24 protein-coding genes are annotated in these 26,731 nt (G+C 65.0%); 14 read left to right on the top strand and 10 right to left on the bottom strand.

Annotation, left to right across the window (positions count from 1 at the left end; genetic code table 11):
• Positions 1-110: 110 nt before the first annotated feature.
• A complete protein-coding gene (locus tag LDZ21_RS17990; protein ID WP_244795121.1) occupies positions 111-1,193 on the top strand; it encodes an AI-2E family transporter in 1,083 nt (360 codons plus the stop codon).
• Between the two features lie 18 nt (positions 1,194-1,211).
• Here the strand turns inward: LDZ21_RS17990 and LDZ21_RS17985 are convergent, their stop codons facing one another.
• The 3 genes from LDZ21_RS17985 to pcaH all read right to left on the bottom strand — a co-directional run bounded on the left by LDZ21_RS17985 (position 1,212) and on the right by pcaH (position 2,917).
• Positions 1,212-1,535: a DUF2288 domain-containing protein gene (locus LDZ21_RS17985; RefSeq protein WP_244795120.1), complete on the bottom strand. Its 324-nt coding sequence runs from the start codon at positions 1,533-1,535 to the stop codon at positions 1,212-1,214.
• Between the two features lie 85 nt (positions 1,536-1,620).
• Positions 1,621-2,211, bottom strand: coding sequence for a protocatechuate 3,4-dioxygenase subunit alpha (gene pcaG, locus LDZ21_RS17980; RefSeq protein ID WP_244795119.1), 591 nt, complete (start codon positions 2,209-2,211; stop codon positions 1,621-1,623).
• Between the two features lie 4 nt (positions 2,212-2,215).
• The gene (gene pcaH, locus LDZ21_RS17975) at positions 2,216-2,917 is read right to left on the bottom strand and encodes a protocatechuate 3,4-dioxygenase subunit beta (RefSeq protein WP_244795118.1); all 702 of its coding nucleotides are present in this window, start codon (positions 2,915-2,917) and stop codon (positions 2,216-2,218) included.
• Between the two features lie 112 nt (positions 2,918-3,029).
• Between pcaH and pcaQ the strand changes: the two genes are divergently transcribed.
• Both pcaQ and LDZ21_RS17965 read left to right on the top strand, forming a co-directional pair.
• Positions 3,030-3,968, top strand: coding sequence for a pca operon transcription factor PcaQ (pcaQ, locus tag LDZ21_RS17970; protein ID WP_244795117.1), 939 nt, complete (start codon positions 3,030-3,032; stop codon positions 3,966-3,968).
• Positions 3,969-4,171: 203 nt separating this feature from the next.
• Positions 4,172-4,543 carry a response regulator gene (locus tag LDZ21_RS17965; RefSeq protein WP_244795116.1) on the top strand — a complete coding sequence of 124 codons (372 nt, stop codon included), beginning with the start codon at positions 4,172-4,174 and terminating at the stop codon, positions 4,541-4,543.
• Positions 4,544-4,552: 9 nt separating this feature from the next.
• On the opposite strand, the gene LDZ21_RS17960 is transcribed toward LDZ21_RS17965, so the two are convergent.
• A complete protein-coding gene (locus LDZ21_RS17960; RefSeq protein ID WP_244795115.1) occupies positions 4,553-5,266 on the bottom strand; it encodes a lysophospholipid acyltransferase family protein in 714 nt (237 codons plus the stop codon).
• A 139-nt stretch (positions 5,267-5,405) separates the two neighbouring features.
• Between LDZ21_RS17960 and pip the strand changes: the two genes are divergently transcribed.
• Positions 5,406-6,377 carry a prolyl aminopeptidase gene (pip, locus tag LDZ21_RS17955; RefSeq protein WP_244795114.1) on the top strand — a complete coding sequence of 324 codons (972 nt, stop codon included), beginning with the start codon at positions 5,406-5,408 and terminating at the stop codon, positions 6,375-6,377.
• A gap of 30 nt (positions 6,378-6,407) precedes the next feature.
• Here the strand turns inward: pip and LDZ21_RS17950 are convergent, their stop codons facing one another.
• Positions 6,408-7,646, bottom strand: a complete 1,239-nt coding sequence (locus tag LDZ21_RS17950; RefSeq protein ID WP_244795113.1) for an EAL domain-containing protein — start codon at positions 7,644-7,646, stop codon at positions 6,408-6,410.
• A gap of 271 nt (positions 7,647-7,917) precedes the next feature.
• Here LDZ21_RS17950 and LDZ21_RS17945 point away from each other — a divergent pair, with 271 nt between their 5' ends.
• Both LDZ21_RS17945 and LDZ21_RS17940 read left to right on the top strand, forming a co-directional pair.
• Positions 7,918-8,340, top strand: a complete 423-nt coding sequence (locus LDZ21_RS17945) for a hypothetical protein (protein ID WP_035968948.1) — start codon at positions 7,918-7,920, stop codon at positions 8,338-8,340.
• Between the two features lie 316 nt (positions 8,341-8,656).
• Positions 8,657-11,626: a putative bifunctional diguanylate cyclase/phosphodiesterase gene (locus LDZ21_RS17940; RefSeq protein ID WP_244795112.1), complete on the top strand. Its 2,970-nt coding sequence runs from the start codon at positions 8,657-8,659 to the stop codon at positions 11,624-11,626.
• A gap of 34 nt (positions 11,627-11,660) precedes the next feature.
• Here the strand turns inward: LDZ21_RS17940 and LDZ21_RS17935 are convergent, their stop codons facing one another.
• A complete protein-coding gene (locus tag LDZ21_RS17935) occupies positions 11,661-11,915 on the bottom strand; it encodes a hypothetical protein (protein ID WP_244795111.1) in 255 nt (84 codons plus the stop codon).
• 161 nt (positions 11,916-12,076) lie between these two features.
• On the opposite strand from LDZ21_RS17935, the gene hutU reads away from it, so the two are divergent.
• Positions 12,077-13,750 (top strand): urocanate hydratase, encoded by a 1,674-nt coding sequence (gene hutU / locus LDZ21_RS17930; RefSeq protein WP_244795110.1) that lies wholly within the window; start codon positions 12,077-12,079, stop codon positions 13,748-13,750.
• Positions 13,747-14,967 carry an imidazolonepropionase gene (hutI, locus tag LDZ21_RS17925; RefSeq protein ID WP_244795109.1) on the top strand — a complete coding sequence of 407 codons (1,221 nt, stop codon included), beginning with the start codon at positions 13,747-13,749 and terminating at the stop codon, positions 14,965-14,967. The genes hutU and hutI overlap by 4 nt, the downstream gene beginning before the upstream one ends.
• A gap of 27 nt (positions 14,968-14,994) precedes the next feature.
• Here hutI and LDZ21_RS17920 read toward each other — a convergent pair whose 3' ends face one another.
• Positions 14,995-15,249: a GlsB/YeaQ/YmgE family stress response membrane protein gene (locus tag LDZ21_RS17920; protein ID WP_035968958.1), complete on the bottom strand. Its 255-nt coding sequence runs from the start codon at positions 15,247-15,249 to the stop codon at positions 14,995-14,997.
• 223 nt (positions 15,250-15,472) lie between these two features.
• Between LDZ21_RS17920 and LDZ21_RS17915 the strand changes: the two genes are divergently transcribed.
• Positions 15,473-15,961, top strand: a complete 489-nt coding sequence (locus LDZ21_RS17915) for a hypothetical protein (RefSeq protein WP_244795108.1) — start codon at positions 15,473-15,475, stop codon at positions 15,959-15,961.
• A gap of 82 nt (positions 15,962-16,043) precedes the next feature.
• Here LDZ21_RS17915 and LDZ21_RS17910 read toward each other — a convergent pair whose 3' ends face one another.
• Positions 16,044-17,897: an OmpA family protein gene (locus tag LDZ21_RS17910; protein WP_244795107.1), complete on the bottom strand. Its 1,854-nt coding sequence runs from the start codon at positions 17,895-17,897 to the stop codon at positions 16,044-16,046.
• A gap of 583 nt (positions 17,898-18,480) precedes the next feature.
• Between LDZ21_RS17910 and LDZ21_RS17905 the strand changes: the two genes are divergently transcribed.
• Positions 18,481-18,777 carry a YciI-like protein gene (locus tag LDZ21_RS17905; RefSeq protein WP_244795106.1) on the top strand — a complete coding sequence of 99 codons (297 nt, stop codon included), beginning with the start codon at positions 18,481-18,483 and terminating at the stop codon, positions 18,775-18,777.
• A gap of 6 nt (positions 18,778-18,783) precedes the next feature.
• On the opposite strand, the gene LDZ21_RS17900 is transcribed toward LDZ21_RS17905, so the two are convergent.
• Together LDZ21_RS17900 and LDZ21_RS17895 are read right to left on the bottom strand one after the other, a co-directional pair.
• A complete protein-coding gene (locus LDZ21_RS17900; RefSeq protein ID WP_404981078.1) occupies positions 18,784-19,749 on the bottom strand; it encodes a LysR family transcriptional regulator in 966 nt (321 codons plus the stop codon).
• Positions 19,750-19,886: 137 nt separating this feature from the next.
• The gene (locus LDZ21_RS17895) at positions 19,887-21,152 is read right to left on the bottom strand and encodes a mechanosensitive ion channel family protein (protein WP_244795104.1); all 1,266 of its coding nucleotides are present in this window, start codon (positions 21,150-21,152) and stop codon (positions 19,887-19,889) included.
• Between the two features lie 177 nt (positions 21,153-21,329).
• Between LDZ21_RS17895 and LDZ21_RS17890 the strand changes: the two genes are divergently transcribed.
• The 4 genes from LDZ21_RS17890 (at position 21,330) to gsiB (ending at position 26,731) form a co-directional block, all read left to right on the top strand.
• The gene (locus LDZ21_RS17890) at positions 21,330-22,259 is read left to right on the top strand and encodes a MurR/RpiR family transcriptional regulator (protein WP_244795103.1); all 930 of its coding nucleotides are present in this window, start codon (positions 21,330-21,332) and stop codon (positions 22,257-22,259) included.
• A complete protein-coding gene (locus tag LDZ21_RS17885; protein WP_244795102.1) occupies positions 22,256-23,224 on the top strand; it encodes an isoaspartyl peptidase/L-asparaginase family protein in 969 nt (322 codons plus the stop codon). Before LDZ21_RS17890 ends, LDZ21_RS17885 begins: the two co-directional genes overlap by 4 nt.
• Positions 23,221-25,122 carry a dipeptide ABC transporter ATP-binding protein gene (locus LDZ21_RS17880; RefSeq protein WP_244795101.1) on the top strand — a complete coding sequence of 634 codons (1,902 nt, stop codon included), beginning with the start codon at positions 23,221-23,223 and terminating at the stop codon, positions 25,120-25,122. The genes LDZ21_RS17885 and LDZ21_RS17880 overlap by 4 nt, the downstream gene beginning before the upstream one ends.
• Positions 25,123-25,234: 112 nt before the next feature.
• Positions 25,235-26,731, top strand: a complete 1,497-nt coding sequence (gene gsiB / locus LDZ21_RS17875) for a glutathione ABC transporter substrate-binding protein GsiB (protein WP_244795894.1) — start codon at positions 25,235-25,237, stop codon at positions 26,729-26,731.

Raw genomic sequence — 26,731 nt, 5'->3', positions numbered from 1 at the left:
GTAAAGAACGGTGCAACGATTGCGAGTGCGAAGTGGAATGAATCGTGCGCTTACAATGCAGGCGGCTCTAACGCTTCGCTTTCAGTCGATTCCCTCAGAGGCTCCCTTTCATGGCGATTCCATCGCGCAGTGAGGCCGCAACCGACGCGACCGATCGCTCCCGCAAGCTCCAGCGCGCGGCATCGGCGGCGCTCTATGCGGTCCTCGTGCTCATCGCGCTTTATACGGCGCGCACGTTCATCCCGGCTGTCGTGTGGGCCGTGGTGATCGCCATCGCGCTGTGGCCCGCGTTTGGATGGCTCGAGCGCCGGCCTGTCTTCAGGCAGCGGCATACGCTGCTCGCCGTCCTGCTCACGCTTGCAACTGGCTTGCTATTCGTCGTGCCGTTTGGCGTCGTCGCGGCCCAGACGCTCGATGAAGCGCACGACACCATGCGCTGGTTTCACGACGTGCTGAGAACCGGCATTCCGGTGCCCGCGTTCATCGATCATCTGCCGATGGGCTCGCAACAGGCCGCGCGCTGGTGGCACGACAATCTCGCGACGCCGCTCGAGTCGTCGCCCGCCGTGAAGGGCCTGCATGGAGGCACGTTCGTCGCGATGACGCGGCATTTCGGCGGGCGCGTCGTGCATGGCTTCGTCACGTTCGGCTTCATGCTGATGACGCTCTTCTTCATCTTTCAGGCGGGCGCGAAGCTCGGCCGGCAGATGCTTGCGGGATCGAGCCGCGCGTTCGGCGTGGATGGCGCGGCGCTGCTGCAGCGCATGGCGGATGCCGTGCGCAGCACCGTCGTGGGGCTGGTGGTCGTGGGACTGGGGGAGGGCGCGCTGCTCGGCATTGCCTATGCGGTGACCGGCGTGCCGCACGCGACGCTGCTTGGCATGCTGACGGCCGTCGCGGCGATGCTGCCGTTCTGCGCGCCGATCGTCTTTCTCGGCTCCGCGCTATGGCTGCTGGCGAACGGCTCGATGGCGGCGGCCGTGGGCGTCGCGGTCTTCGGATTGGTCGTGGCGTTCGTGGCCGAGCACTTCGCGCGGCCGGCGCTGATCGGCGGCTCGACGCGCCTGCCGTTTCTGCTCGTGCTGTTCGGGATTCTAGGCGGCGCGGAGACGTTCGGGCTGATCGGGCTTTTCATCGGCCCGGCGCTAATGACGATACTCGTCGTGTTGTGGACCGACTGGGTGCGTGCCTGATTCGGACTTGACCGCGCTCTAGTTTGCGCTCGACGCGTTGCCGCGTTCCTGCACGCACACCCACGGCGACACCACGACCGCCCACAACTCCGGGTCGCGCGCCGCGAGATCGGCGGCGGTATCGGCCTGCACGCGTTCGATGAGACCTGCGGACAGCCATTGCGTGACCTGCTTCGTGTCGTCGCTGGCGACGGCTTCGGCCACGCTCACCAGATCGAGATCGCCCTTTACCCAGATCAGCACGCCCTTCGCGAAGAAACGCTCGAGTTCGGACCAGCCGATCTGCGCGGTTTCGGCAATGAGCTTGACATAGAGCGGGCTGGGATTGACGGCGTCGGTCATAACGGGATTGCGATAAAAACGAAAGGCGTCCGACACTATAGCGCAGTGCCGGACGCCTACGTTCGTCGCGATTAGGCGATCAGGCTCAGAGATCGAAGAACACGGTCTCGTTCGGCCCGCGCAGATGAATGTCGAAGCGATACACCGTCGCGCCGGTATGCGCCTCGCGCTTCGCGATCAGCGTGTCACGGCGTTCGGCGGGCACGCTTTGCAGCACGGTGTCCTTCGCGTTGGCTTCGGTTTCGTCGTCGAAATAGAGGCGCGTGTAGGCGTGCAGCAGCATGCCGCGCATCAGCACGATGATGTCCAGATGCGGCGCGGAATCGTCATCGGTCTTGCCGGGCTTCACCGTATCGACGACGAAGCGCAGCTTCGGATCGGTGCCGGTGCCCACGCGCGCAAAGCCGCGAAACCCCGTCTCGCGTGCTTCTTCGGGGCTCTGCACGTAGCGGCCGCTCGCGTCGGCCTGCATGACTTCGATCAGCGCGTCGCCGACCGGCTTGCCTTCCGCGTCGTACACATTGCCGACGATGGAGATGTGCTCGCCCGGCACTTCGCGATCCGCCGCGGATGCCGTGAACAGGCTTTTCAGATCGAAGTTGTACTGCTCCGGCACCAGGCCGTAGGCGAAGTACGGGCCGACGGTCTGCGAGGGCGTTTGCTTGAGGGTCGTCATGTCTTCACTCCGTCGGGGTCTGGTCCGGGCCGCGCAGCACGATGTCGAATTCGTAGCCTAGCGCGTAGTTTTCCTGCGTCGTATCGATCGAGAAACGCGACACGAGCCGCTGGCGCGCGTGCTCGGGAATGCCCTGATAGATCGGATCGAGTTCGAGCAGCGGATCGCCGGGGAAGTACATTTGCGTCACGAGACGCGAGCCGAAATACTCGCCAAACAGCGAGAAGTGGATATGGTTCGGACGCCACGCGTTCGGATGATTGCCCCACGGATACGCGCCCGGCTTGATCGTCATGAAGCGATAGCGGCCTTCGTTATCGGTCAGGCAGCGGCCCGCGCCGAGGAAGTTCGGATCGAGCGGCGCGTCGTGCTGGTCGGCCTTGTGAACGTAGCGCCCGGCGGCGTTCGCCTGCCAGACCTCCACGAGCGTATTGCGCACCGGACGTCCGCCCTCGTCGAGCACGCGGCCCGTCACGATGATGCGCTCGCCGAGCGGCTCGCCGTTCTTCGCGGCGTTGCGCGTAAGGTCGTTGTCGAGCGCGCCGAGGTCGTCCGCGCCGTAGACGGGCACGCGGCGATTGCGCAGGTTTTCCTTCAGCGGGATCAGCGGCAGCGACGGGCTGCGCGAAACCGACGACCGGTAGCCCGGCGACAGATACGGCGGGTGCGAGGCCCAGTCGCGCGGCGTGAGGATGGGGGACGTCATGTCACTGTCTCCTGATGTTGTGACGTGAATAGGATATTTCTGGCGGCTACTTTATCGAACGCATCGAGTTATGGAAAATGATGTTTTGTGCGTCAATACATAACGGCTTGTCATGGATACCGACTTCACGAATACGCGCGTCAAGTTCCGTCATCTGCAGTGCTTTCTCGCGGTCACGCAGCTCGGCAGCGTGCAACGCGCGGCGGATAGCCTGTCGATCACGCAGCCGGCGGTATCGAAGACGATCGGAGAGCTCGAATCCATTCTAGGCGTGCGCCTGTTCGAGCGTGGGCGGCGCGGCGCGGTTCCGACGCGAGAAGGAAGGCTCTTCGCGCCACATGCGAGCGCGTGCGTGGCGGCGCTGCGCGAAGGCGTCGACATGTTGCTGCGAGAGCGCGGCGACATGCCGGGCGCAGTATCCATCGGCGTGCTGCCGACCGTCGCCAATGCGCTGCTGCCGCCCGCGTTCGCTGCGTTCCGGCAGCAGTGGCCCGCGATTTCGCTGAGCGTCGCGACCGATTCGAACGCGTCGCTGCTGGAAAAGCTCAAGGCGGGCGACGTCGATCTGGTCGTCGGGCGGCTGTCCGAGCCGGAGGCGATGCACGGGCTTTCTTTCGAGCAAATCTATCGCGAGCCGCTCGCGGTCGTCGTGCGCCGCGATCACCCGCTCGCGTTCGAAACGCCGCTCACGCCCGCGCTGCTCGCGCGCTTCGCCATTGTCGTGCCGCCGTTCGGCACGCTGATCCGACAGTCCGCCGAAAGCGTGCTGACCGCGTTCGGCGCGCATGCGCTGTCGGCGCTGGTCGAAACGTTGTCGGTATCGCTCGGGCGCTCGCTCGCGCTTCATAACGACGCGGTCTGGTTCGTGCCCGCCGGCGCGGTCGAGCACGATATCGCGCTCGGGCTGCTGACCGCGCTGCCGATGCCCTTCGCCGGCACCGACGAACCCATCGGCCTGATCCGGCGCAACGACGCGGCGCGCACGCCCGTCGAGGAATCGCTCGTCGATGCGATCCGCGAAGCGGGCCGCTCCCGTGCGGCGACGAAGTAAGCGCCCCGCGCGCGCAATTGACCGACGCCCGTGCGCGGCCCGCGGCTTGCTCAAGCAGCATTTACCGCGCACGTTTGGCGTGAACACAATACTATGACGAAAGACAGCGAAAGGACGCGATCGGCAACGAAAGGAGCCGTTGGCGGTCACACCGCACGTTGCCGCCGTATTTGCCCGCTCCCAACCGCGCCCGCCCCGCTTTCATGATGAAGACCGTACTCCTCGTCGACGACGACCCCGCCACTATCGAAGCCTGGTCCCTCTGCATGCAAGGCGAGGACTGCGCCGTTCTGAGCGCGGCGGACGGCAACGGAGCGTTGTCGATACTGGGCGAGCAGCGAGTGGATATCGTCGTGTCGGACTGGGTGATGCCGGGGCTCGGCGGCGCGCTTCTTTGCCAGACGATGAAAAACGACGCGGCGCTCGCGCACATTCCTTTTTTGATGATCTCGGGGCATCCGAATCCGCCCGCGTTCGTCAGCTACGACGGGTATCTGCGCAAGCCGGTGGACTTCGAAACGCTGGTCGCGGCGGTCAACCGGCTGTGCGCGGCCAAGAAGCGGCCGTTGTACTGACGCGTCGCGTCAGCGCAGTTCGGCGAGCGCGTCGTCCATCTGCGCCTGCGCGAGCCGGTTCAATTCCTGCGGGACATCGCATTCGAGCGGCAGCGCCGGCGTGACGATCACGCGGATATGCCCGCCGTGGTCCGGCCAGCCCTTCGCGGGCCATACCTTCCCTGCATCATGGACGACCGGCACCACCGGCACTTTCGTCGCGCAGGCGAGCCGCACGCCGCCCGAGGCGAGCTTGAGCGGCGCATCGTGGGCGACGCGCGTGCCTTCGGGAAAGATGACGACGGCATCGCCCTTCTTGAGCCGCGCCGCGCATTCGCGCGTGACCGCCTGATGCGCCTGGCGGATCGAGCCGCGATCCAGATGCACCATGTCGAGCCCGCGCAGCACCCAGCCGAAGAACGGAATGTTCATCAACTCGCGCTTGAACACGAAGCTGATGCGGCGCGGGAACAGCGCCATGAACGCGAGCGTCTCCCACGTCGATTCGTGGCGGCTCAGGATGATGAACGGCCCGTCCGGCAGATGCTCCAGCCCTGCGACCGAGGTCGTCACGCCGGCGATGACGCGCATCATCGCGACCATCGCGCGGCACCAGAGCTTCGCGAGCCAGTAACGGCCATTGCGGCCGACGAACGGAAAGAGCGGCAGGATCAGGATCGACCAGACGGTGCCGCTGCCGAGCAGGTAGGTGGCGAACAGCCACTTGACGAGTGTGCGGCGCATCGGGCTTGGCGGAATGAGAGTCAAGGATGAGTGGCGGGCAAGCCGCAAGCATAGCGTATCGGTCTTCGGGAGCTTTCATGCGCCGGCCACCGGGCGATGCAACAATGGCGGCGAGCGACATTCAAGGAGAACACGCGCGATGGATCAACAGCCGGTGACATTCGACGAAGGCATGCTCGACGTAGGCGATGGACACTCGATCTACTGGCGCGCGCAAGGCCCGCACGACGCGCCCGCGATGCTGGTCGTGCACGGCGGCCCCGGCGGCGCGATGAACGTGAAGTGGGCCGAAGCGCTCGAGCGCGAAGCGTGGCGCGTCGTTTTCTTCGACCAGCGCGGCTGCGGCAAATCGAAGCCTTTCGGCAGGCTCGAGCACAACGGCATCGACGCGCTCGTCGGCGACATGGAAAAGCTGCGCGTCGCGCTCGGCATCGAGCGATGGGCGATCTTCGGGGGCTCGTGGGGCACGACGCTCGGGCTCGCGTACGGCGTCGCGCATCCGGAGCGATGCACCGGCTTTCTGCTTCGCGGCGTGTTTCTCGCGCGCCGTGAGGACATCGACTGGTTTCTGTGGGACGTGCGCCGCGTGTTTCCGGAGGCGCATCGCGCGTTTCTCGATGCGATCGAGGCGGCGTGCGGCAAGCGCCCGGCCAGCGGGCAGGACATCCTGACGATGACCGAAGCGCCGCTCGCGCGTTTCGACGAAGCCGGCGCGAAGCTGGCGCGCGCGTGGACGCTGTACGAGACGACGCTTTCCGTGGTCAACAAGCCGGCGACGGAACCCGCCGACCAGGACAAGCGCCCGAGCGCCGAGGCGAACGCCGCCGCCGTCTCGATGGCGCTGCTCGAGCGTCACTACATGGCGAACGAGTTGCCGCCGACGCCGCTGTTGCCGGGCGTCGCGCGCATCGCGCATTTGCCGTGCCGCATCGTGCATGGCCGCTTCGATATGGTCTGCACGGCGGATCAGGCCGTGGAGCTGGCCGCGCACTGGCCGGGCGCGGAACTGGCCGTCGTCAGCGGGGCGGGGCACTGGACCTTCGAGCCGGGCAATCTGGCGGCGCTGCGGGCCGGCGCGCAGGCGCTGTCCGGCCTGATCGCGAAGGGGTGACGCGTCAGCGCGCTTGGAGCAGCAGCGCCCTCAGGGCAGCAGCGTCGGCGCGGCGTCCGAAAGACGCCGCCAGTCGAGATCGGCGCCGACGACGATCGCGCGACCGCCGCGCTGCGTCGCGATGGTGAGCGTCACGCATAGCGACGTGCCGGTGACCGACAGATACGGCGCGCTCGTGATGATCTGCTGGGGCCGCGCGCAGGCATCGACGAAATAGCCGCGATTGTCCCAGCGGCCGGTCGATGCATCCGCGATCGGCGCGAAGCGTTCGCTGCGCCGCCGCTCGCCCGCGCCCCGCAGCGTCGGATTGAACTGGCGGCCGGCTTCATCGAGGAAAAAGCAGCTTACGGTGGCCGGCAGCGCGAGTATTTCCGCGCACGCCGCCTCCATGCTTGCACCGCCCGCAATGCGCCGCGCGGCCTGTGAAAGATTCGCGCGATACGGCATCAGCAGCAAATCCGCAGCGAGGCGTTCGTTGCGGCGCGCCTGCGCGAGCAGGTCGAATGCGTCTTCGAAGAGCGGCGTGGCCGTGCCATGCAGGGCGAGATCTTCGCACGGTTTGCCGAACAGAAAGCCCTGCACGAAATCGACGTTGGCGCGCGCCGCGAGCAGCAGGTCGTCGCTTGTCTCGATGCCTTCGGCGACCACGAACATGCCCGACTGGTGCAAGAGTTCGACGAGCTTCGGCATCAGCGCATCGCGCAGATGAGCGTGCTTCTGCGCGCTCTGCGCGCGCACCAGACCGCGGTCGAGCTTGACGATGTCCGGCCGCAGCGTCAGCAAGCGGTCGATGTTGGAATGTCCCGCGCCGAAATCGTCGACGGCGACGAGAAAGCCCTGCGCGCGGAACGATCGCGTCGCGCTCGCGATGCGCTCCACGTCCGTGCCGCCCGACTCCAGCACTTCGATCACGAGTTGCTCGGGCGCAAGGCCGGCGTCGCGGGTGAGCGCCGCCAGTTCCTTTGCGTAGCCGGCGTGGGTGAACGTGGCCGGGTTCATGTTGACGAACAGCCAGTGCGCGGCAGGCAGGCGCGTTGCCGCGTTGCGCAGGTGCGTCAGATGGCTCATGCGGTCGAGTTCGTTGAGCGTGCCGGCGACGATCGCGCGGGCGAACAGATCGAACGGGCCGATCAGCGGGCCATCCCGCGTGCCGACGGGCCGGCCGCGCAAGAGCGCCTCATAGCCGATTGCGCGTTGGTGGGGAAGGCTGTAGATCGGCTGGAGATGCGTCGAGAGCGCGATCCCGTCGACGATTCCGTTGCCCGGCATCAGCACGTGCGCATCCGCTGGCGCTGCACACGGCGGGCGGGCGCGGGCCGAAGAAAGCAAGAGACAGCACACGGATCGATGAACGGCAGCACGGCAGTGACGCGAGCATGAGAGGGCGATGATCCCGTTATCGGCCTGTGGCTGGCGAACTTGAGCGGGTTGGGCGGTGCGCATCGTGCATCCTATTATTAGGTTGCGGTGATACGATCGCGCTGCACCCTGAGCCGCGCGTGGCTCGTCGAATCTGCGTTGAACTTCAAGAGAGACAACGATGGCGCAACAGAAAACCAACCCCAAACTCGAGCAGGCGCTGACGCGCGGCGACCTCGCAATCCGGCAGGCCAATTCGGGCCGCGCCACCGCGGTGCTGCGGGCGCTCGGCAAGATGATCGTCGAGGCGTCGTCGACGATCGGCGTCGAAGCGCATGTCGTGATCCATGACGGCGACAAGATCTACGATCCGGCAGACGGCGTATGGCCGCAGCAACTGCTGATCTCGCTCGACGGGCCGGTGGAAGACAACGACCCGGACGAGATCCGCACGGTCACGCTGCTCGCCGACACGCCCGGCACGGTCTTTCGCTGCGAGTGGCAGCGCGCGGACGGCAACCTCGGGCGGCAGGAAGGCCGACCGCTCGCGATGGTCGCGTTCATCACCGACGTCGACATTCCCTGGCTCGACGAGGAAGACTGAAATCGCCGTTGTGACGGTGCACGGCCGTACTAGTCGACTGCCGTTTCTCAATAACTTAATCGAAAAGTGTGCGGCTGCGCACCTTTCGGACGCCCCAGCGCAATCTCCAGATTTATCTTTTGGGCGGGAACCGGTAGGATGCCCTAAGGCACCGACGGTTGCGGTCGTCCATGACGCAACCGTGTCAGGCATGCAGCAACAAAGCGAATAGCAAAAGCAAATAAGACGAAAGCAGCGATGACGGGGCACCTCGCCCATCGCTGCCGTCCTGCGCTGGTGCAACGTGATGCGCGGCGTGAACGGGGGTTGTCCAGGTATGGCGTCGGTGATTCCAGCTTCCTTATCGAGATTCAGGCGGTCCGGCTCGTGGATCGACGACGCCCTGTACGCGGTTGCGGTGTACGCCGTGCCGGTGCTGATCGCGCTGGGCACGCTCGCCACGCTCTATTTCCTGCCGCGCCAATACGACTCGCGCGGCGCCGTCCCGCTGCCGTTGCGCGTGATCGTCGATCGCAGCGGCCTGCTGCGTCCCGCCGAGGCGCTTCAGGCATTGCGCGACGCGCCCGCCGTTTCGAGCTACAGCACCCGTCTCTCCGAAAAGCCCGTCTGGTTCGCTTTCACCGCGCCTCGCATGGGCGGCGATCTGTCGACCGCGATCGAATTACCGTCGCGTCACGCGCAAACGGTTGCGTGCTGGGATGCAGTGACGCTGAAGCCGATCGGCATCGCCGACCGCGACGGCGCGAGCGGCGCCATGCATCCGGTGAAGGCCGGTTTCTTCGTGCAGGCCGGCCACCTCTCCGCGCCGCTCACCATGCTGTGCCGCGGCACGTACTCCGGTCCGGCGCAGGTCAGCGTGCTGGCGTGGGACGGGCAGGCATTGCGCCGATCGGCGCTCGACTTCCAGGAAAGCTCCGGCCTGATCGCCGGCGGCTTGCTGACGCTCGCGGTTTTCGTCTTCGTCACGGCGATGATCAACCGCGAGTGGACCTACGTGATCTTCGCGGCGTGGCTCGTCGGCAATCTGCGCCTGTGCGCGAACGCGATGGGCTGGGACACCCAATGGCTCGGCCGCGTGCTGCCGGCGGAGTTCGTGCCGGCGATGCGGCAGATTACGTTCGCCGCGTACTACATTCTGACCGTTGCGCTCTTTGCACAACTGTTCCGGCGCGAGTTGCGGATCGTCGGCTACCGGTGGTTGCTGCGCGTCATTCAGTACGTGGGCGTCGTACTGCTCGTAGCGGCGTTCGCGCTGCCTTATGCGTGGTTCATTCCGACGCTCTGGGTCAGCGGCGCGCTGGCCATCGGCGTGCTGCTGTTCTTTCTGGCGCGGCTCGTGTGGATGGCGCGCTCGCGCACGGTGCTCTGGTATGTCGGCTCGCTGGCCGTGGTGTTGTTCGCCACGTTTTCCGAGCTGCTGGGCGCGGTGCTCGGGCTCAAGGTGTTGCTGGGCGGCGTCAATACAGTGATGGCCGCACTGTCGTCGAGCATGATGGCCGCGTTCGCCATTGCCGAGCAAATGCGCGCCGAGCGCGACTTCCGGCGTCAGGCGCAGATGGAGTTGCGCAACACCTACGAAGTCACGCCGATCGGCCTCTTCACGCTCGATGAACACGGTCACTTCGTGCGCGCCAATCCGGCCCTGCGCGCAATGCTCGATTTGCAGAAGTCCGACTACCGATTGCGCCACTGGCACGACTACTTCGAAGCGGGCGCGTGGGGCGCGTTGCAGGCGCTGGCCGCGAAGGGCAGCGACGGCGAACTGGAAATGGGCGGATCGGTCGAGCGTGGCACCGGCGAGCGGCGTTATCTTCTGAAGGCGATCCGCTGGAACGGATGGATCGAAGGCTCGCTGCAGGACACGACCGAGCGCTCGAAAGCGGTCGAGCGGCTGCGCTTTCTTGCCGAGCATGATCAGCTGACCGGCTCGCTGAATCGTCGAGGCGTCGAAAAGGCGATCGCCGCGCAAAGCGGGGAACCGTTGCCATACGCGCTCGCCTACGTGGACCTCGACCGCTTCAAGCTCGTCAACGACCTGTTCGGCCACCGCGCCGGCGACGAAGTGCTGCGGCAAGTCGCGGCGCGCATGCGGGCGCACTTCGCGCGCAGCTATCCAGTCGGGCGTATCGGCGGGGACGAGTTCGTTTGCGTGATGAGCGACACGCCGATCGAGGACGCCATCGCGCAAGCGCGCGAACTGCTGTCCATTCTTAGCGATGCGCCGTATCAGGTCGGTAATCGCGCGTTCCAGGTCAAGGCGTCGATCGGGCTGGTCGAGTGCTCGCAGGGCGTGCGCGTCGCCGACGCGCTTTCCCACGCCGATCGCGCTTGCCGCGAAGCGAAGAAGGTCACGCATACGCGCCTCGTCACGTATCGCAAGGGCGCGGCGGCATTCGAGGAGCGCGCCGAAGAACTGAAGCTCGTCGAAACGCTCGGCGGCAACCGGCTGCCAGCGGGCCTTTTCCTCGTGATGCAGCCGATCATGTCGCTCAAGGCGCCGAACGAATCGCTCAACTTCGAAGTGCTGCTGCGCATGCGCGCGCCGGACGGCACGACGCTGCCGGCGGGCAAGGTGATCGTCGCGGCGGAGGAATCGGGCAACATCGCGGCGATCGACCGCTGGGTAATTTCGACGCTGCTCGAATGGATCGAAACGCATCGCCATCAGTTGCGCAACACGCAGTTCATCTGCGTGAACCTGTCGGGTGGCTCACTCAACGACGAGCAGTTCATGGAGGACATCTTCGCGCTGTTCGCGCGGCATCGGTCCGTCGTGCCGTATCTGTGCCTGGAAATCACCGAAAGCGTCGCGCTGCACGATCTCGAGAACACGCAGCGTTTCATCGCGCGCGTTCATGAGATGGGCGGGAAGATTGCGCTCGATGACTTTGGCGCGGGCTATACGTCGTTCAAGTATCTGAAGTCGCTTTCCGCCGATGCGCTGAAGATCGACGGCGAATTCGTGCGCTCGATGTGCGCGCATCCGGCGGATGTCGCGATCGTCGAGGCGATCGTCGCGCTTGCCCGCAATCTCGGCATACAGAGCGTGGCGGAATGGGTCGAGGACCTCGACACGCTGCGCGCGCTGCAGGAAATCGGTGTCGACTACGTGCAGGGCTTCCTGATAGCGCGACCGCAGGACAGCTCGGCGATTCTCGCGGCGCACTCGGCGTCGAGCTTTATCAGCGATCCGGATGTGGTCGGCTTCGTCCAATGCCTGTCGGAACCGGGGCAGGCCATCGCCGTGGACTTCGAACGGCGCGCCCGCGCCGTGACTGCCCGCTGAGCGCGCAGTCAGTCTTGTCACGTTGCAACGCGGCTCAGGCGGCGTTCATTCCGTTCAGTATCTTTCCAGCCGCAATGGGAATGCGCGTGTCGTCCCATTGCGCGAGCCATTGAATCTCCTTGCGCGTGAAGTAATCGGGATGGTTGCGCAGCGCGAACTGCAGCGCATCGACAACGTGATCGCGGATGATTTGCGGTGCGTCGTCGTCGGTGACGATCGCGTGGAGGGCTTCGAGTGTGCATGTCTCATCAACATCGGTAAAGGTCTGCAGGAAACATACACCGGCCAAAATTGGGACAAAAAACCCACTGTTATAAAGTCATGTCTAGACAAGCTCTGCTGAAGAAGCTTTAAGTCTCACGCTGTAAGGACCGGGATTTCCCCAATACAACGCAGGTTGTATATACAAGAACATGGGCGCATTCCCAGAACCAACGCGCAGGAGCACCCATGACGTCGTCTTCCCGTTTCCGCGATACCGAGATTCGCGCGCCGCGCGGCACCCGTCTGAACGCAAAAAGCTGGCTCACCGAAGCCCCGCTGCGCATGCTGATGAACAACCTCGATCCCGACGTGGCCGAGAACCCGAACGAACTCGTGGTCTACGGCGGCATCGGCCGGGCGGCGCGCGACTGGGCGTGCTACGACAAGATCGTCGAGACGTTGCAACGCCTCGAAGCCGACGAGACGCTGCTGATCCAGTCGGGCAAACCGGTCGGCGTATTCCGGACGCATGAGAACGCGCCGCGCGTGCTGATCGCCAATTCGAATCTCGTGCCGCATTGGGCAAGCTGGGAGCACTTCAACGAGCTCGACGCGAAGGGCCTTGCCATGTACGGCCAGATGACCGCCGGAAGCTGGATCTACATCGGCAGCCAGGGCATCGTGCAGGGCACGTACGAGACGTTCGTGGAAGCGGGACGGCAGCATTACGGCGGCGACCTGAAGGGGCGCTGGGTGCTGACGGCCGGTCTCGGCGGCATGGGCGGCGCGCAGCCGCTTGCCGCGACGCTCGCGGGCGCGTGTTCGCTCAACATCGAATGCCAGCAGAGCCGTATCGACTTCCGCCTCAAAACCCGCTACGTCGATGAACAAGCCAGCGATCTCGACGACGCCCTCGCGCGCATCCGGCGCCACACGTCGGAAGGGCGCGCGGTGTCGGTGGCGCTGTGTGCGAATGCAGCCGACGTGCTGCCCGAGCTGGTGAAGCGCGGCGTGCGTCCCGACATGGTGACGGACCAGACGAGCGCGCACGATCCGCTCAACGGTTATCTGCCGAAAGGCTGGACGTGGGCGCAGTACCGCGATCGCGCGCAAAGCGATCCTGCGGGCACCGTGAAGGCCGCGAAGCAGTCGATGGCCGAGCACGTCCGCGCGATGCTCGCTTTCCGCGAGCAGGGCGTGCCGACTTTCGACTACGGCAACAATATCCGCCAGATGGCGAAGGACGAGGGCGTCGACAACGCCTTCGACTTCCCCGGCTTCGTGCCCGCCTATATCCGGCCGCTTTTTTGCCGGGGCGTCGGGCCTTTCCGCTGGGCGGCGCTGTCGGGCAATCCGGAGGACATCTACAAGACCGACGCGAAGGTGAAAGAGCTGATCGCCGACGACGCGCATCTGCACCACTGGCTGGACATGGCGCGCGAGCGCATCCGCTTTCAGGGATTGCCGGCGCGCATCTGCTGGGTCGGACTCGGACAGCGCGCCAAGCTGGGCCTCGCGTTCAACGAGATGGTGCGCAACGGCGAGTTGTCGGCGCCTGTCGTGATTGGCCGGGACCATCTGGATTCGGGTTCGGTCGCGAGTCCGAATCGCGAGACGGAGGCGATGAAGGATGGCTCGGACGCTGTGTCGGACTGGCCGCTGCTGAACGCGCTCCTGAACACGGCGAGCGGCGCGACGTGGGTGTCGATTCATCACGGCGGCGGCGTCGGCATGGGCTTCTCGCAGCACGCGGGCGTGGTGATCGTGTGCGATGGCAGCCGCGAAGCCGACGAGCGCATCGCACGCGTGCTGCATAACGATCCCGCCACCGGCGTCATGCGTCATGCGGATGCGGGCTACGACGTCGCGATCGACTGCGCGCGGGAACAAGGCCTCGACCTGCCGATGATCGCGCGATGAAGAAACTCTGGGGCCATTGCCACGCCGCGACGATGAAGGGCGGCGCGTATTCGATCATCGAGGATGCGGCGATCGTGACGGACGGCGCGCGCATCGACTGGATCGGCCCCCGCGCCGCTGCGCCGGCCGGGTTCGACGGCGAGAGCATCGACCTGGGCGGCGCCTGGGTGACGCCCGGCCTGATCGATTGCCACACGCATCTCGTCTTCGGAGGCGATCGCAGCGGCGAGTTCGAGGCGCGTCTGCAAGGCGCGAGCTACGCGGAGATCGCGGCGCGCGGCGGCGGTATCGCGAGTACCGTGCGGGCTACGCGCGAGGCCAGCGAGGACGCGTTGTTCGAAACGGCGAAGGCGCGGGCAATCGGCCTGATGCGCGACGGCGTGACCGCGCTCGAAGTGAAGTCGGGCTACGGTCTCGATCTCGCGAACGAGCGCAAGATGCTGCGCGTGGCGCGCCGCCTTGCCGATACACTCCCGCTCACCGTGCGCACGACGTGTCTCGCGGCGCACGCGCTGCCGCCCGAATTCGCGGGCCGCGCGGACGATTACATCGCCCACGTGTGCGACCCCATGTTGCCCGCGCTGGTCGATGAACATCTCGTCGACGCCGTCGATGCCTTCTGCGAGCACATCGCGTTCTCGCCGCAACAGGTCGAGCGGTTATTTCTCGCCGCGCAGAAACTTGGCGTGCCGGTCAAGCTGCACGCGGAGCAGTTGTCGTCGCTGCATGGGTCGGCGCTGGCGGCGCGGTATCGCGCGCTGTCGGCGGATCATCTGGAGTACATGACCGAAGACGACGCAATGGCGATGGCCCACGCCGGCACCGTCGCCGTGCTGCTGCCCGGCGCGTTCTACATGCTGCGCGAAACGCAGATGCCGCCTGTCGAGATGCTGCGCCGCCACGGTGTCGCGATGGCGCTCGCAAGCGATCTGAATCCGGGCACTTCGCCGGCGCTGTCGTTGCGCATGATGCTCAATATGGGCTGCACGTTGTTTCGCCTGACGCCGGAAGAAGCGCTGGCGGGCGTCACGGCTCACGCGGCGAGCGCGCTCGGCTTGCGCGAGACGCACGGAACACTGGAGGCGGGAAAGGCGGCGGATTTCGTCGCATGGCGAGTCAATCGCCCGGCGGAACTCGCCTATTGGCTGGGCGGTGTGCTGCTCAACCGGATCGTGCGAAACGGCGAGTACGTCGCGTTGCCGTCATCGGAGCGATGACACGACGCCTCGCCGTCCAGCGCGGTGTTACGTGCGCCGTGAGCGGATCATTCCATAAATGACGAGCAGGATGATCGCGCCGATCACGGAAGCGATCCATCCCGCCGGCTGACCCGGCTGATACCAGCCGAGCGCCCGGCCGACGTAACCCGCGATCAGCGAGCCAGCAATGCCGAGCACGATGGTCATGATCCAGCCCATGCTGTCGTCGCCCGGCTTGATAGCGCGCGCGATAAGACCGACGACGAGTCCGACGATCAAAGTACCGATGAAGGCAAGCATGCAGTTGCTCCTTGACTAAGTTTGCTGCTTATTGGCGAAGTACTGCCGGGCTGTCCCCGGTAGCTTCAAAGTAGCACGGGCAGCGGGGTTTAGGTATGACACCCGCCCGCCCCTGCGCGGAATAGGCCATACGGCCAAGACTCCTAGCACGCCGAATGCCAAGGTGTTCAGCAAGGTAGAATGCGTTGCATTGCTTCACACCGCAAAACGGCACTGCAACGCTATGACCGACTCACAATTTCCCTCCACCGACGACGCCATCCACGAAGACCGCCTGTGGCGCGACGACGGCTGGACCGCTCGCGTAATCAAGAACGAGGACGACGACGGCTGGGCCGTCGAGATGATCCAGGCAGGCGAAGCGGAACCCGCGCTTGTCGGCCCCTGGACGATGGGCCGCGACAAGAAGAACCCCAAGCCGCTCGATTCCGCGGCGTTCCGTACGCTGGTGAAGACGGCGTCGGAAGTGCTGCGACGCCACGAGCAGCAGCGGCACGCAATGCTGCACAAGAACGTGACCATCGACGTCGGCGGCGAGGACATCACCGTGGCGCTCGAGATCGTTCCCGACGAAGACGATCCGTACGCGAATCTCAAGGCGTTCGATCCATTGGGCGCGCAACTGGCGCACGTGCGCGTGTCGCCGGCGTTCAAGCTCACGAAGGCCAGCGCCGAACGATGGGCCGAGAACGGCTTCGAGAAGCCGAACTGAATTGTCCTCCGGCCGCTATGAAAAAAAATGCCGTCGCGCGTGAGCGCGACGGCATTTGTGTCTGACGAACGAATTAGTCTCTTTACTTGACGACGAACTCGATTCGACGATTCGCGAAGCGTCCGCTCGCCGTTTCGTTGTCGGCGACAGGATTGGCGTCGCCATAGCCCATTGCCGTGAGCGACTGAGGCGGCACGCCGTTCTTCACGAGAAACGCCCGAACGGCTGCGGCGCGTTCCTTCGACATTTCAATCTTGGCCGGCGCGCTGCCGACGCCATCCGAATAACCCGCCACTTCGAGCTTCACCATCGAGCCTTTCGCTGCGCAGCTCTTTAACAGTTGCGCGGTTTCGCCGAGCGTCGCGACTGCACCGTCGGGCAGGGCTGCGCTGGATCGCGCAAAGTTGACGACCTGCAAATCCAGCACCTTGGCGAGCTTGTCGCCGGAGCAGGCGTCGTCGGTGGCGAGAAGGGACTTCATCGCGCCGCGAAACGACTGCGTCGCCGTGGCGACGGCGCTGTCCACATCGAACGAACTGACCTGGAACATGCCGCCCAGCGTCTTGTTCAGGCGATCCGTCCAGCCGAGTTTGGAGTCGGCGGCGGCGCCGCTCAACTCGACCTTCGAGCCGATCAGCTTTGCCTCGGCGCCCGGCACCGCCATCAGCGGCGCGAGCGCCTTCAGACGCGAAAGCCACGTGGCCGGGCGCGTCGTGGGAACCACGGAGATGTTGGCGCTATAGCCGTTGGAGAAGCGGCGATTGAGCGTGTCGATCAATTGCTGTTTTTCCGCTTCCGTGCCGACCGTTGCCTGCACCGAAGGAACGCCCGTGTTGCTGACGCTGAACGCCAGTTGAGCGTCCTTCCAGTCTGCCGTCGATGCCGACGCGTCCGAAGCCGCAACCGGAGCGGCGGTGGATGCTGCGGTCGAAGCCGGAGCCGGAGCCGAGGCCGAGGCCGCGATCGGCGCCGATGCTCGCTCGTCGGAGGCCGCGACTTGACCGGGCGCTTCCGGTGCGGGCTGGGTGACCGTCGCGACAGGCGTGCCAGCGTTTTCATTCAGGTCGACGCTTTGCTTCTGCGTGAAGCCGCGGTAGTAGACGAGCGCAAGAATGCCGGCAAGCACCGCGAACAGCAGCCAGACCCATTTCTTTGAACTCTTCTGCGGACGCGCTTGCGCACGGGCGTGCAAGGGCGCGGAGGCCGTCATCGGCGCGGGCGACGGAGGGACCGGGGGCGGCGGCACCGCAGGAAGCGGCTTCGGTGCGCTCAGGGGCGCATACCCGCCGGCAGCGCCGGTCTGGGCAGCGGGCATTGCCGCCGCTTCCTCGGGCACTTCCAGCGTCGCGCCAGCGGCGTCGAGCCGCGCTCCGATGCTGCTCACGAAGCCGTCGACGTTGCCGAGACCGAGCGCACCCGCGACGCCATGCGACAGCGACGCGCGCATCTCGCCGATCTGGTCGCGCAGCAAGCCCGGCAGATTCGAGACGCTCGCCTGCGACAGCAGGAAGTGATGCTTGAGAATGCCGAACAACACGGCGGAGAGCATGCCGGCGAGCGCCGAGGTGGCCTGAACGGGCACGCCGGTTTCCGCCGACACGGCATCGGTCAGTGCGTCGATGCGCTGGCCGCATGCGCGCGAGGCGAGCAAATGGCCGGATGCTTCGAGGTGCTTGAGACCGGTCGTCGTGGTGATTGCATTGCGCAACTGATCGACAACGAAAGCATTCGCCTCCGGCGACATGATCGCGGCGTGCACGGCACGCGCACCGTCGCCGACCGCCGAGCGGTCCATGATCGACGCGACCAGACCAGGAGCGGTGCGTGCGGCGACTTGCTGCACGATCTGCGCAGGAATCCCGAACTTGTGCGAAAGCTGTTCGGCGATCTCGCTTGAGATCGCGGTATTGACCGCCTGAACCAGATTGATACTCATCGACTGCTATCCTTTTACTATGACGCCGAACGCGGGCGTAATGACGCGTGCATTCTATCCGTGCAGGTATCCTGAAAAGACGCGCGCATATTTCTTTACACAAGTGCCGTGCGCGCGCCACTCGGTCGGGCACGACGGAGCTCCGCGCTTGACAGCGCATGCTAAGTGCACGTGCGGTGCGCGCTCAAAGCGGGCGCGATGAAGAGCTGGAGAAGATCCGGGCGAGGCGCCGGGCGGCCGCGGCAAGCCACGACTGGTCTGCTGGGCTTTGCGCGCTGCCGCCCGGCCGCGCAGGGCGCACGGACAACACCGGGCCCGGCGGAACGAACCTTCGATACGATGCGTCGAGCGGCGAAGTCCAGGCGCACGTGCGGCAATCGTGCTTCGTGCACGTATTGCAGGGAGGTTGATCGCGGTACATGGAAGGGTCCGATTTGGAGTACCAGCGCATCATGTGCGATCTCGTCACGATTGACGATCGGACGGTTCTGAAGAACTCTTAGACTTGCGGAAAAAGGCGGCAAAAAACCTTCGGATAGCCAATCGGCCGATGAAACGGTGAACCAACCAGGAGACGAAGAAAATGCACTATTTATTGATCTATGAACTGGCGCCCGACTATCTGGAGCGCCGGGCGCAATTCCGCGATGAACATCTGAAACTGGCGTGGCAGGCGGTCGAGCGCGGCGATATCGTGCTGGCTGGTGCGCTCGACAGCCCTGCTGACCGCGCGATGCTGCTCTTCGACGGCGAATCGCCGGCGGCCGCCGAGGCGTTCGCGCAAAGCGATCCCTACGTCACCAACAAGCTCGTCGAACGCTGGGAAGTGCGCAAGTGGAACACGGTGGTCGGCGAAGACGCGGCCACGCCCGTGCGCTAGGTTCGATCAGGCCTCGGCGGGTTCGTCGGAACGCCGCCGCGCCGCGCGATACAGGCTCGTGAGCGTATCGTCCACTTGCTGCGACCGCTCGAAGAGCGCCGCGAGCCAATCGACGAAAGCCGATACGCGCGGCGTCGCCTGGCGGCTCTTCAGGAACGCGACCGATACCTTCAGCGGCGGCGACTTCCATTGCGGCAGCACTTCCCGCAGTTGTCCCGAGCGCAGATAAGGCTGCGCTGCGATCCGCAGCGGCTGGATCAGCCCGAGCCCTTGCAGGCCGCACGCCAGATACGCGTGCTCGTCGGCGACCTGCACGAAGCCGCGCATGCTCATCAAGTGCGGTTTGCCGTTCACGTCGAACTCGAAATCGGCGGGGCGGCCGCTCTTTTCCGGCATGCAATTCACCGCGACGTGCTGCGCGAGTTCGTCGAGACTCGCGGGCGTGCCGTGCCTTTCCAGATAGGCGGGGCTCGCGCACGTCACCTGTTCCAGCAATCCGAGCCGGCGCGCGACCAGCCCCGAATCCGGCAACTCGCCCAACTGCACACTGCAGTCGACGCCTTCGCCGACCAGGTCCACGTTACGCATGCCGATGCCGATCGACAGCTCGATCTGCGGATAGCGCGCATGGAACTCGGGCAGCGCGGGCACGACGATCGACGTGGCGACGGTATCCGGCATCTCGACGCGCAGGCGTCCGCGCAACCGCTCTTCGCCTGCGGCGAAGCCGGAGTCGAGCTCGTCGATGTCAGCGAGAATCCGGGCGCAGCGCTCGTAGTAGGCGGCGCCGTCGACGGTGAGGTTCAGGCGCCGGGTCGTGCGTGCGAGCAGTTGCACGCCGACCAGCGCTTCGAGTTGTTGCACGGTCGTCGAAACGCTCGCGCGCGGCATGCCGAGCGACTCGGCGGCGCGCGTGAAGCTGTTCGTATCGACGACACGCGTAAAGACACGCATGGCATGAACGCGATCGATCACAGTGAGTTTCCTTGTTCCCGATGAATGGCGATGCGCTAGGACGCACCGGCGATGACATCATCGTAAGGACCGTGACAGCGCGCGTGAATACACAAAAGTCGACAATTCTTGCCTGATTCTTCCGGGGGTGAAAATCAAAGAGTCGGCATCTCGCCGCGCAGCCGTCCCGCCACGCCAGAGAAGTCCCTTCCCGACGGCGCCTGATAGAGCCGCAGCCCCATCTCGGGAAGAATCGACAGCAGATGGTCGAAGACATCGCCCTGAATGCGCTCGTATTGCGCCCACGCGGTCGTTGCGGTGAAGCAGTAGACCTCGATGGGAATGCCTGCCGATTCCGGCTCCATCATGCGGACCATGATCGCCATGTCCTGCCGTATCTCCGGATGATGCTGCAGGTACGCAACCCCGTACGCGCGAAACGTGCCGATGTTCGTCAGCCGCCGGCGATTCGCAGGCTCCTCGGCCAGTTCCCCGAGATTGCGGTTCGCCTGCTCGACTTCGGTCTGCTTCTGTTGCAAATAATCGTGCAGCAGTCGAAAGCGCAGCATGCGCTCGGTTTCCTCATCGGTGAGAAAGCGCACGCATTGCGCGTCGATGCGCATCGTTCGTTTGATGCGCCTTCCGCCCGATTCGAACATGTGCCGATAGTTGCGATAGCTCTCCGAAAAGAGCTTGTAGGTCGGCACGGTGGTGATCGTGTTGTCCCAGTTCTGCACCTTCACCGTATGCAGCGCGATGTCCTTTACCGCGCCGTCCGCGAGGGCTTGCGGCATCTCGATCCAGTCGCCGATGCGCAGCATGTCGTTCGACGTGAGCTGCGTGCTTGCGACGAGCGACAGCAGCGTGTCCTTGAACACGAGCAGCAGCACGGCAGAAAGCGCGCCGAGGCCGGATAGCATCCAGAGCGGCGAGCGGTCGATCAGAATCGACAGCACGAGCACACTGCACACCAGTGCCAGCGCGAGCTTGCCGATCTGGATATAGCCTTTGATCGAGCGCGTCTGCGCCTCCTTGCTCGCGGCATAGACGTCCTGCCACGCGGACAGCGCGCTGCCCGCCGCGAGGAACACGCAGACCCACGCGCAGCCATGCGCGACGCGTTCGATCGGCGCGGCCCATCGCCCGATATGCGGCACTTCGCCGATGCCTAGCGCGACGACCGCGAACGGCGCCGCATACCACAGCCGCTGATATGCGCGATGCCGGATGAACGCGCGATCCCACGCCGCGTGTCCCGCGAGCACCAGCAGCCGATGCGCGATGCGCAGCAGCACACGCGCGATGACCCATTGCACGAACTCCGCGATGACGAAGAGCGCGAACAATCCCACGATGAGTTGCGCCCAGGGTTGCGTCGGAAGGTGCTGCGAGAGGCTGTCCGGAAGGAAGTCGAAGTTCATGCGTCGATGTCGGCTCGTAAGCGATACGTCCCGTATTGTGCATGAACGTGCATGGGCGTTTGACGCATCGCGTGACGTCATCGAAAACCCGAGTTCGATGAAAATGAATTTTTTTCGGCGGCCGTTTTAGGTAAACATGCTTTCATCGCGACTACCCGACGAGCGTGCCGCCGCCTCATGTCCCGCCGTTTTCCGGTTTTACCGCCGATCAGCGCCGACGAACCGATCGCGACGCGCATCGCTGCCGCGATGCCGGCGCTCACGCCGGTCCATCAGCGCATGGGCGCGTTCGTGCTGGCGAACCTGTTTCGCTCGGCGACCATGCGCATCGACGAATTCGCCGATGCCGTCGGTGCGTCCATCGCGACGGCGAACCGCTTCGCGCGGGCGCTCGGCTTCTCGGGCTATCCGGCGTTTCGCGATGCGCTGGTACGCGGCTTCGAAGCGACGATCGCACCCGTCGAACGTTTGCGCTCGTCGCTCGAAACGCCGGCGAGCGGGGCCGAAGTGTTCGACGCGTCGCTCGCGCAGGCGGCGTCGAATGTGCGGCTGGCGCAAGCATCGGTCGATGCGGCGAAGGCCGATGCGCTCGTCGACGCCGTGCTCGGCGCGAATCGCGTGTTCGTGCTGGGCTACGGCGCGAGCGCGTTTCTCGCCGGGCTGCTGGAGCATGGGCTCACGCCGTATTGCGCCAATGTGCAGTCGCTGGCGCTCGCGGGCGGGCCATCGCATGCGGCGCGCCGGTTGTACACGGCGTCGCGCGAAGACGTGCTCGTCGCAATCGCATTTCCCCGCTATGTCGATGACACCATCACGCTCGCGCGGCAGGCCCGCGAACATGGCGTGCGCGTCGTCGCACTGACCGATAGCGGCGCGTCGCCGCTCGCACGCGTCGCGGATCTCGTGCTCGCCATCCGCGCCGAACGCCGGCTCGCCGCGAATTGCGACACGGCCGTGCTGGCGGTCATCGAAGCGCTGTGCGACGCGGTCGCGCATCGCGCGAAACGATCCGTGGAAGCGGCGTCAGGACTCGCGGAATCCGTGCTGCCGTGGCTCGCGGCTGCATCCATCGAACAAATAACTCGAACGGAGCCGCGCGAACCATGAGCGCCATTCCAGTCATCGCGATACACGGCGGCGCGGGCACGATCCTTCGCTCGGCCATGAACGCCGACGCCGAAGCGCGCTATCACGCTGCGCTCGCCGGCGTGCTGCGCGCGAGCGAACGCATCCTCGCCGGCGGCGGCCGCGCCCTCGACGCCGTCACCGAAGCCGTGCGCCTGCTCGAAGACTGTCCGCTCTTCAATGCGGGCCACGGCGCCGTGTTCACGGCGGCGGGCACGCATGAACTCGACGCGTCGATCATGGACGGCGCGACGCTCCAAGCCGGGGCGATCAGTTGTGTCACGCACCTGAAGAACCCGGTCCTCGCCGCGCGCCGCGTGCTCGAGGTGAGCGAGCACGTGATGTTCACCGCGGCCGGTGCGGAAGCGTTCGCGCTCGAGCAAGGGCTCGAGTTCGTCGAGCCGCTGTATTTCCATACCGATGCGCGCTATCAGCAGTGGCTGAAGGCGCGCGGCACATCGCGCACCTTGCTCGATCACGATGCGGCCTCGCAGGCCACGGACGAAGACGATCCGCTCGATCCCACGAAGAAGTTCGGCACGGTCGGCGCGGTGGCGCTCGATGCGAACGGCCATCTCGCCGCCGCGACATCGACGGGCGGCGTCACGAACAAGCAGGCTGGCCGCGTCGGCGATGCGCCTTTGATCGGCGCGGGCTGCTATGCGAACGATGCGACCTGCGCCGTCTCCACGACCGGAACCGGCGAGATGTTCATCCGCATGCTCGCGGCGTATGACGTGTCCGCGCAAATGGCGTATCGCGGCGTGACGCTGGAAGAAGCCGCACGCGATGTCGTGATGCACAAGCTGCCGCGCATCGACGGACGCGGCGGGCTCATCGCCGTCGATGCGAAGGGCAACGTCACGCTGCCGTTCAATACCGAGGGGATGTATCGCGGTTATGCGCATGTGAACGCAACGCCGGTCACGGCGATTTACCGCTCATGACGACGACGCTCACCCTGCCTGATTCTCGCGTAATCGACGTGCGCGATCTGTCGGTCACGTTCCGCTCGCGCTCGCGAATCATCGAAGCCGTGCGCGGCGTTTCGTTCACGGTGGATCGCGGCGAAACGCTTGCGATCGTCGGCGAATCGGGCTCGGGCAAGTCGGTGACGTCGCTTGCGCTGATGCGGCTCGTGGAGCACGGCGGCGGTGCGATCGCGGCGGGCAGCATCGCGTTTCGCCGGCGCAACGGCAACGTGCTCGATCTGGCGCGCGCCTCGTCAGCGACGATGCGCACCGTGCGCGGCGCGGACATCGCGATGATCTTTCAGGAGCCGATGACATCGCTCAATCCGGTCTTCACCGTCGGCGATCAGATTGCCGAAGCGATCTCATTGCATCAGGGCAAGAGCCGCCCGGAAGCGCGCCAGGAAGTCTTGCGCCTGCTCGACCTCGTGCGCATTCCGGAAGCGCGCAACGTGTTCGCACGCTATCCGCATCAGCTTTCAGGCGGCATGCGCCAGCGCGTGATGATAGCGATGGCGCTTTCGTGCAAGCCCGCGCTCCTCATCGCCGACGAACCGACGACCGCGCTCGACGTGACGATCCAGGCGCAGATTCTGCAACTCGTGCGTGGCCTGCAGGACGAGATGAACATGGCCGTGATCTTCATCACGCACGATATGGGCGTCGTCGCGGAAGTCGCGGATCGCGTGCTGGTGATGTATCGCGGGGAGAAGGTGGAAGAAGCGGCATCGGAGGCAATATTTCGGAAGCCGAAGCAGTCCTACACGAAGGCGCTGCTTGCCGCTGTGCCGACGCTCGGCGCGATGCACGGCACGCACCGTCCGGCGAAGTTTCCGATTGTCGAGGTCGAGCCGGCGGACGCCGCTCCCGACGATGCCAGCGCGCTGCGGCCATCGGCGGCAGTGGAGCAGCAGGTGCAGCCCGCCGTCGATGAAACCAGTGCGCCCATTCTTCGCGTGCGCGATCTGGTCACGCGCTTTGCAGTGAAAACCGGGCTTTTCGGGCGCACGACCGCGGCGGTGCATGCGGTCGAGCGCGTCAGCTTCGATCTGCGGCAGGGCGAAACGCTCGCGCTCGTCGGCGAATCAGGGTGCGGAAAATCGACGACGGGGCGTTCGCTCCTGAGGCTCGTCGAAAGCCAGAGCGGTTCGATCGAGTTCGACGGATGCGACATCAGCGCATTGCAAGGCCCCGAATTGCAGGCTTTGCGCCGCAATATCCAGTTCATCTTTCAGGACCCGTTCGCGTCGCTCAATCCGCGTCTGACCGTCGGCTTTTCGGTGATGGAGCCGCTGCTCGTGCATGGCGTGGCGAGCGGAAAGGAGGCGCAGGCGCGAGTCGACTGGCTGCTCGAGAAAGTCGGCTTGCCGCCGGAAGCCGCGCAACGTTATCCGCATGAATTCTCGGGCGGGCAGCGTCAGCGCATTGCGATCGCCCGTGCGCTTGCGCTGAACCCGAAGGTCGTCATCGCGGATGAGTCCGTCTCCGCACTCGATGTCTCCGTGCGCGCGCAGATCGTGAATCTGATGCTCGATTTGCAGCGCGAACTGGGCATCGCGTATCTGTTCATCTCGCATGACATGGCGGTGGTGGAGCGCGTGAGCCATCGCGTCGCGGTGATGTATCTCGGGCAGATCGTGGAGATCGGGCCGCGTGCCGCCGTGTTCGAGGCGCCGCGTCATCCGTACACGAGAAAGCTGATGAGCGCGGTGCCCGTTGCCGATCCCGCGCGCCGTCATGCGCAGCGCATGCTCGCCGCCGATGAAATCCCCAGCCCGATACGCAAGCTCGGCGACGAGCCGACGGTCGCGAAGCTCGTCGCGGTCGGGCCGGATCACTATGTCGCCGAGCATCATGTCGGCGGCGCGTATTAGGTTTCCGGAAGCACATCGTAGCGAACCATAACGTCAAGCAAAGGAGTTCACGATGCCGTCCTCTCGTTCCCTCACGCTGCGCCGCGTTTTCACCGCGAGCGCAGTCGCCTCGATGATCGCGTGCGGTTCCATGACTGCGTATGCGCAAAGCACTGCGGTCATGGCCGTCGCTTCGACCTTCACGACGCTCGATCCCTACGACGCCAACGACACGCTCTCGCAGGCCGTGTCGAAGTCGTTCTATCAAGGGCTCTTCGGCTTCGACAAGGACATGAGGATCCAGAACGTGCTCGCCACGAGCTACGAAGCGAGTCCCGATGCAAAGGTCTATACGATCCATCTGCGGCAGGGCGTGAAGTTCCACGATGGCGCCGACTTCAACGGCGATGCCGTGAAGGCGTCGTTCGACCGCGTGATCGATCCGGCGAACAAGCTCAAGCGCTATAACCTCTTCAACAAGATCGAGAAGACCGAAGTGCTCGATCCGTACACGGTCAGAGTCACGCTGAAGATTCCGTTCTCCGCGTTCATCAACGTGCTTGCGCATCCCTCGGCGGTGATGATGTCGCCGGCCGCGCTTCAGAAGTACGGCAAGGAGATCGCGTTTCATCCCGTTGGAACGGGACCGTTCGAATTCGTCGAATGGAAGCAGACCGACGACCTGAAGGTGAAGAAGTTCGCAGGCTACTGGAAGAAGGGTTATCCGAAGATCGACATGATCGACTGGAAGCCTGTCGTGGATAACAACACGCGAGCGGCGCTCATGCAGACGGGCGAAGCGGACTTCGCGTTCCAGGTGCCGTTCGAGCAGGCGGCCACGCTCAAGTCCAGTCCGAAGGTCGATCTGATCGCCGCGCCGTCGATCATCCAGCGTTACATCAGCATGAACATGGGTCAGAAGCCCTTCGATAACCCGAAGGTGCGCGAGGCCCTCAACTATGCGATCAACAAGGAAGCGCTCGTGAAAGTCGCGTTCGCGGGCTATGCGATGCCGTCCGAGGGCGTCGTGCCGCAGGGCGTCGACTATGCGACGAAGCTCGGACCGTGGAAATACGATCCGGCGAAGGCCCGCCAGTTGTTGAAGGAAGCGGGCTATCAGAACGGCTTCGAAACGACGCTCTGGTCCGGCTACAACCACACGACCGCGCAGAAGATCATTCAGTTCGTGCAGCAGCAACTCGGACAAGTGGGCGTGAAGGCGTCGGTCGAGGCGCTCGAAGCGGGGCAGCGCGTGCAGCGTGTGGACAGCGCGCCTGATCCGGCCACCGCGCCCGTGCGGATGTACTACATCGGCTGGTCCTCGTCGACGGGCGAAGCGGACTGGGCGATATCGCCCTTGCTTGCGAGTTCGTCCATGCCGCCGAAGCTGTCGAATACGGCGTACTACAAGAACGAGAATGTCGATGCCGACTTGCAGAAGGCGCTCGCGACCACCGACCGCAATGAGAAAGCCGCGCTCTACGCCGACGCCCAGAAGCGCATCTGGGCCGATGCGCCGTGGATCTTTCTCGTCACCGAGAAAGTGGTCTACGCGCGCAGCAAGCGGCTTTCCGGCGCGTACGTGATGCCGGATGGCTCGTTCAATTTTGATGACATCGCCATCAAGTAA

Source organism: Caballeronia grimmiae (assembly GCF_022879615.1).
Lineage (GTDB): Bacteria > Pseudomonadota > Gammaproteobacteria > Burkholderiales > Burkholderiaceae > Caballeronia > Caballeronia grimmiae.
The sequence above is the reverse complement of the archived record's forward strand: the minus strand, read 5'-3'. Positions and strand labels throughout refer to the sequence as shown.

What these genes read in the sequence shown, in the direction of transcription:
- LDZ21_RS17990 (WP_244795121.1), top strand. Translation starts at nt 111, where the DNA reads ATGGCGATTCCATCGCGCAGTGAGGCCGCAACCGACGCGACCGATCGC.
- LDZ21_RS17985 (WP_244795120.1), bottom strand. Translation starts at nt 1,535, where the DNA reads ATGACCGACGCCGTCAATCCCAGCCCGCTCTATGTCAAGCTCATTGCC.
- pcaG (WP_244795119.1), bottom strand. Translation starts at nt 2,211, where the DNA reads ATGACGACCCTCAAGCAAACGCCCTCGCAGACCGTCGGCCCGTACTTC.
- pcaH (WP_244795118.1), bottom strand. Translation starts at nt 2,917, where the DNA reads ATGACGTCCCCCATCCTCACGCCGCGCGACTGGGCCTCGCACCCGCCG.
- pcaQ (WP_244795117.1), top strand. Translation starts at nt 3,030, where the DNA reads ATGGATACCGACTTCACGAATACGCGCGTCAAGTTCCGTCATCTGCAG.
- LDZ21_RS17965 (WP_244795116.1), top strand. Translation starts at nt 4,172, where the DNA reads ATGATGAAGACCGTACTCCTCGTCGACGACGACCCCGCCACTATCGAA.
- LDZ21_RS17960 (WP_244795115.1), bottom strand. Translation starts at nt 5,266, where the DNA reads ATGCGCCGCACACTCGTCAAGTGGCTGTTCGCCACCTACCTGCTCGGC.
- pip (WP_244795114.1), top strand. Translation starts at nt 5,406, where the DNA reads ATGGATCAACAGCCGGTGACATTCGACGAAGGCATGCTCGACGTAGGC.
- LDZ21_RS17950 (WP_244795113.1), bottom strand. Translation starts at nt 7,646, where the DNA reads ATGCCGGGCAACGGAATCGTCGACGGGATCGCGCTCTCGACGCATCTC.
- LDZ21_RS17945 (WP_035968948.1), top strand. Translation starts at nt 7,918, where the DNA reads ATGGCGCAACAGAAAACCAACCCCAAACTCGAGCAGGCGCTGACGCGC.
- LDZ21_RS17940 (WP_244795112.1), top strand. Translation starts at nt 8,657, where the DNA reads ATGGCGTCGGTGATTCCAGCTTCCTTATCGAGATTCAGGCGGTCCGGC.
- hutU (WP_244795110.1), top strand. Translation starts at nt 12,077, where the DNA reads ATGACGTCGTCTTCCCGTTTCCGCGATACCGAGATTCGCGCGCCGCGC.
- hutI (WP_244795109.1), top strand. Translation starts at nt 13,747, where the DNA reads ATGAAGAAACTCTGGGGCCATTGCCACGCCGCGACGATGAAGGGCGGC.
- LDZ21_RS17920 (WP_035968958.1), bottom strand. Translation starts at nt 15,249, where the DNA reads ATGCTTGCCTTCATCGGTACTTTGATCGTCGGACTCGTCGTCGGTCTT.
- LDZ21_RS17915 (WP_244795108.1), top strand. Translation starts at nt 15,473, where the DNA reads ATGACCGACTCACAATTTCCCTCCACCGACGACGCCATCCACGAAGAC.
- LDZ21_RS17910 (WP_244795107.1), bottom strand. Translation starts at nt 17,897, where the DNA reads ATGAGTATCAATCTGGTTCAGGCGGTCAATACCGCGATCTCAAGCGAG.
- LDZ21_RS17905 (WP_244795106.1), top strand. Translation starts at nt 18,481, where the DNA reads ATGCACTATTTATTGATCTATGAACTGGCGCCCGACTATCTGGAGCGC.
- LDZ21_RS17895 (WP_244795104.1), bottom strand. Translation starts at nt 21,152, where the DNA reads ATGAACTTCGACTTCCTTCCGGACAGCCTCTCGCAGCACCTTCCGACG.
- LDZ21_RS17890 (WP_244795103.1), top strand. Translation starts at nt 21,330, where the DNA reads ATGTCCCGCCGTTTTCCGGTTTTACCGCCGATCAGCGCCGACGAACCG.
- LDZ21_RS17885 (WP_244795102.1), top strand. Translation starts at nt 22,256, where the DNA reads ATGAGCGCCATTCCAGTCATCGCGATACACGGCGGCGCGGGCACGATC.
- LDZ21_RS17880 (WP_244795101.1), top strand. Translation starts at nt 23,221, where the DNA reads ATGACGACGACGCTCACCCTGCCTGATTCTCGCGTAATCGACGTGCGC.
- gsiB (WP_244795894.1), top strand. Translation starts at nt 25,235, where the DNA reads ATGATCGCGTGCGGTTCCATGACTGCGTATGCGCAAAGCACTGCGGTC.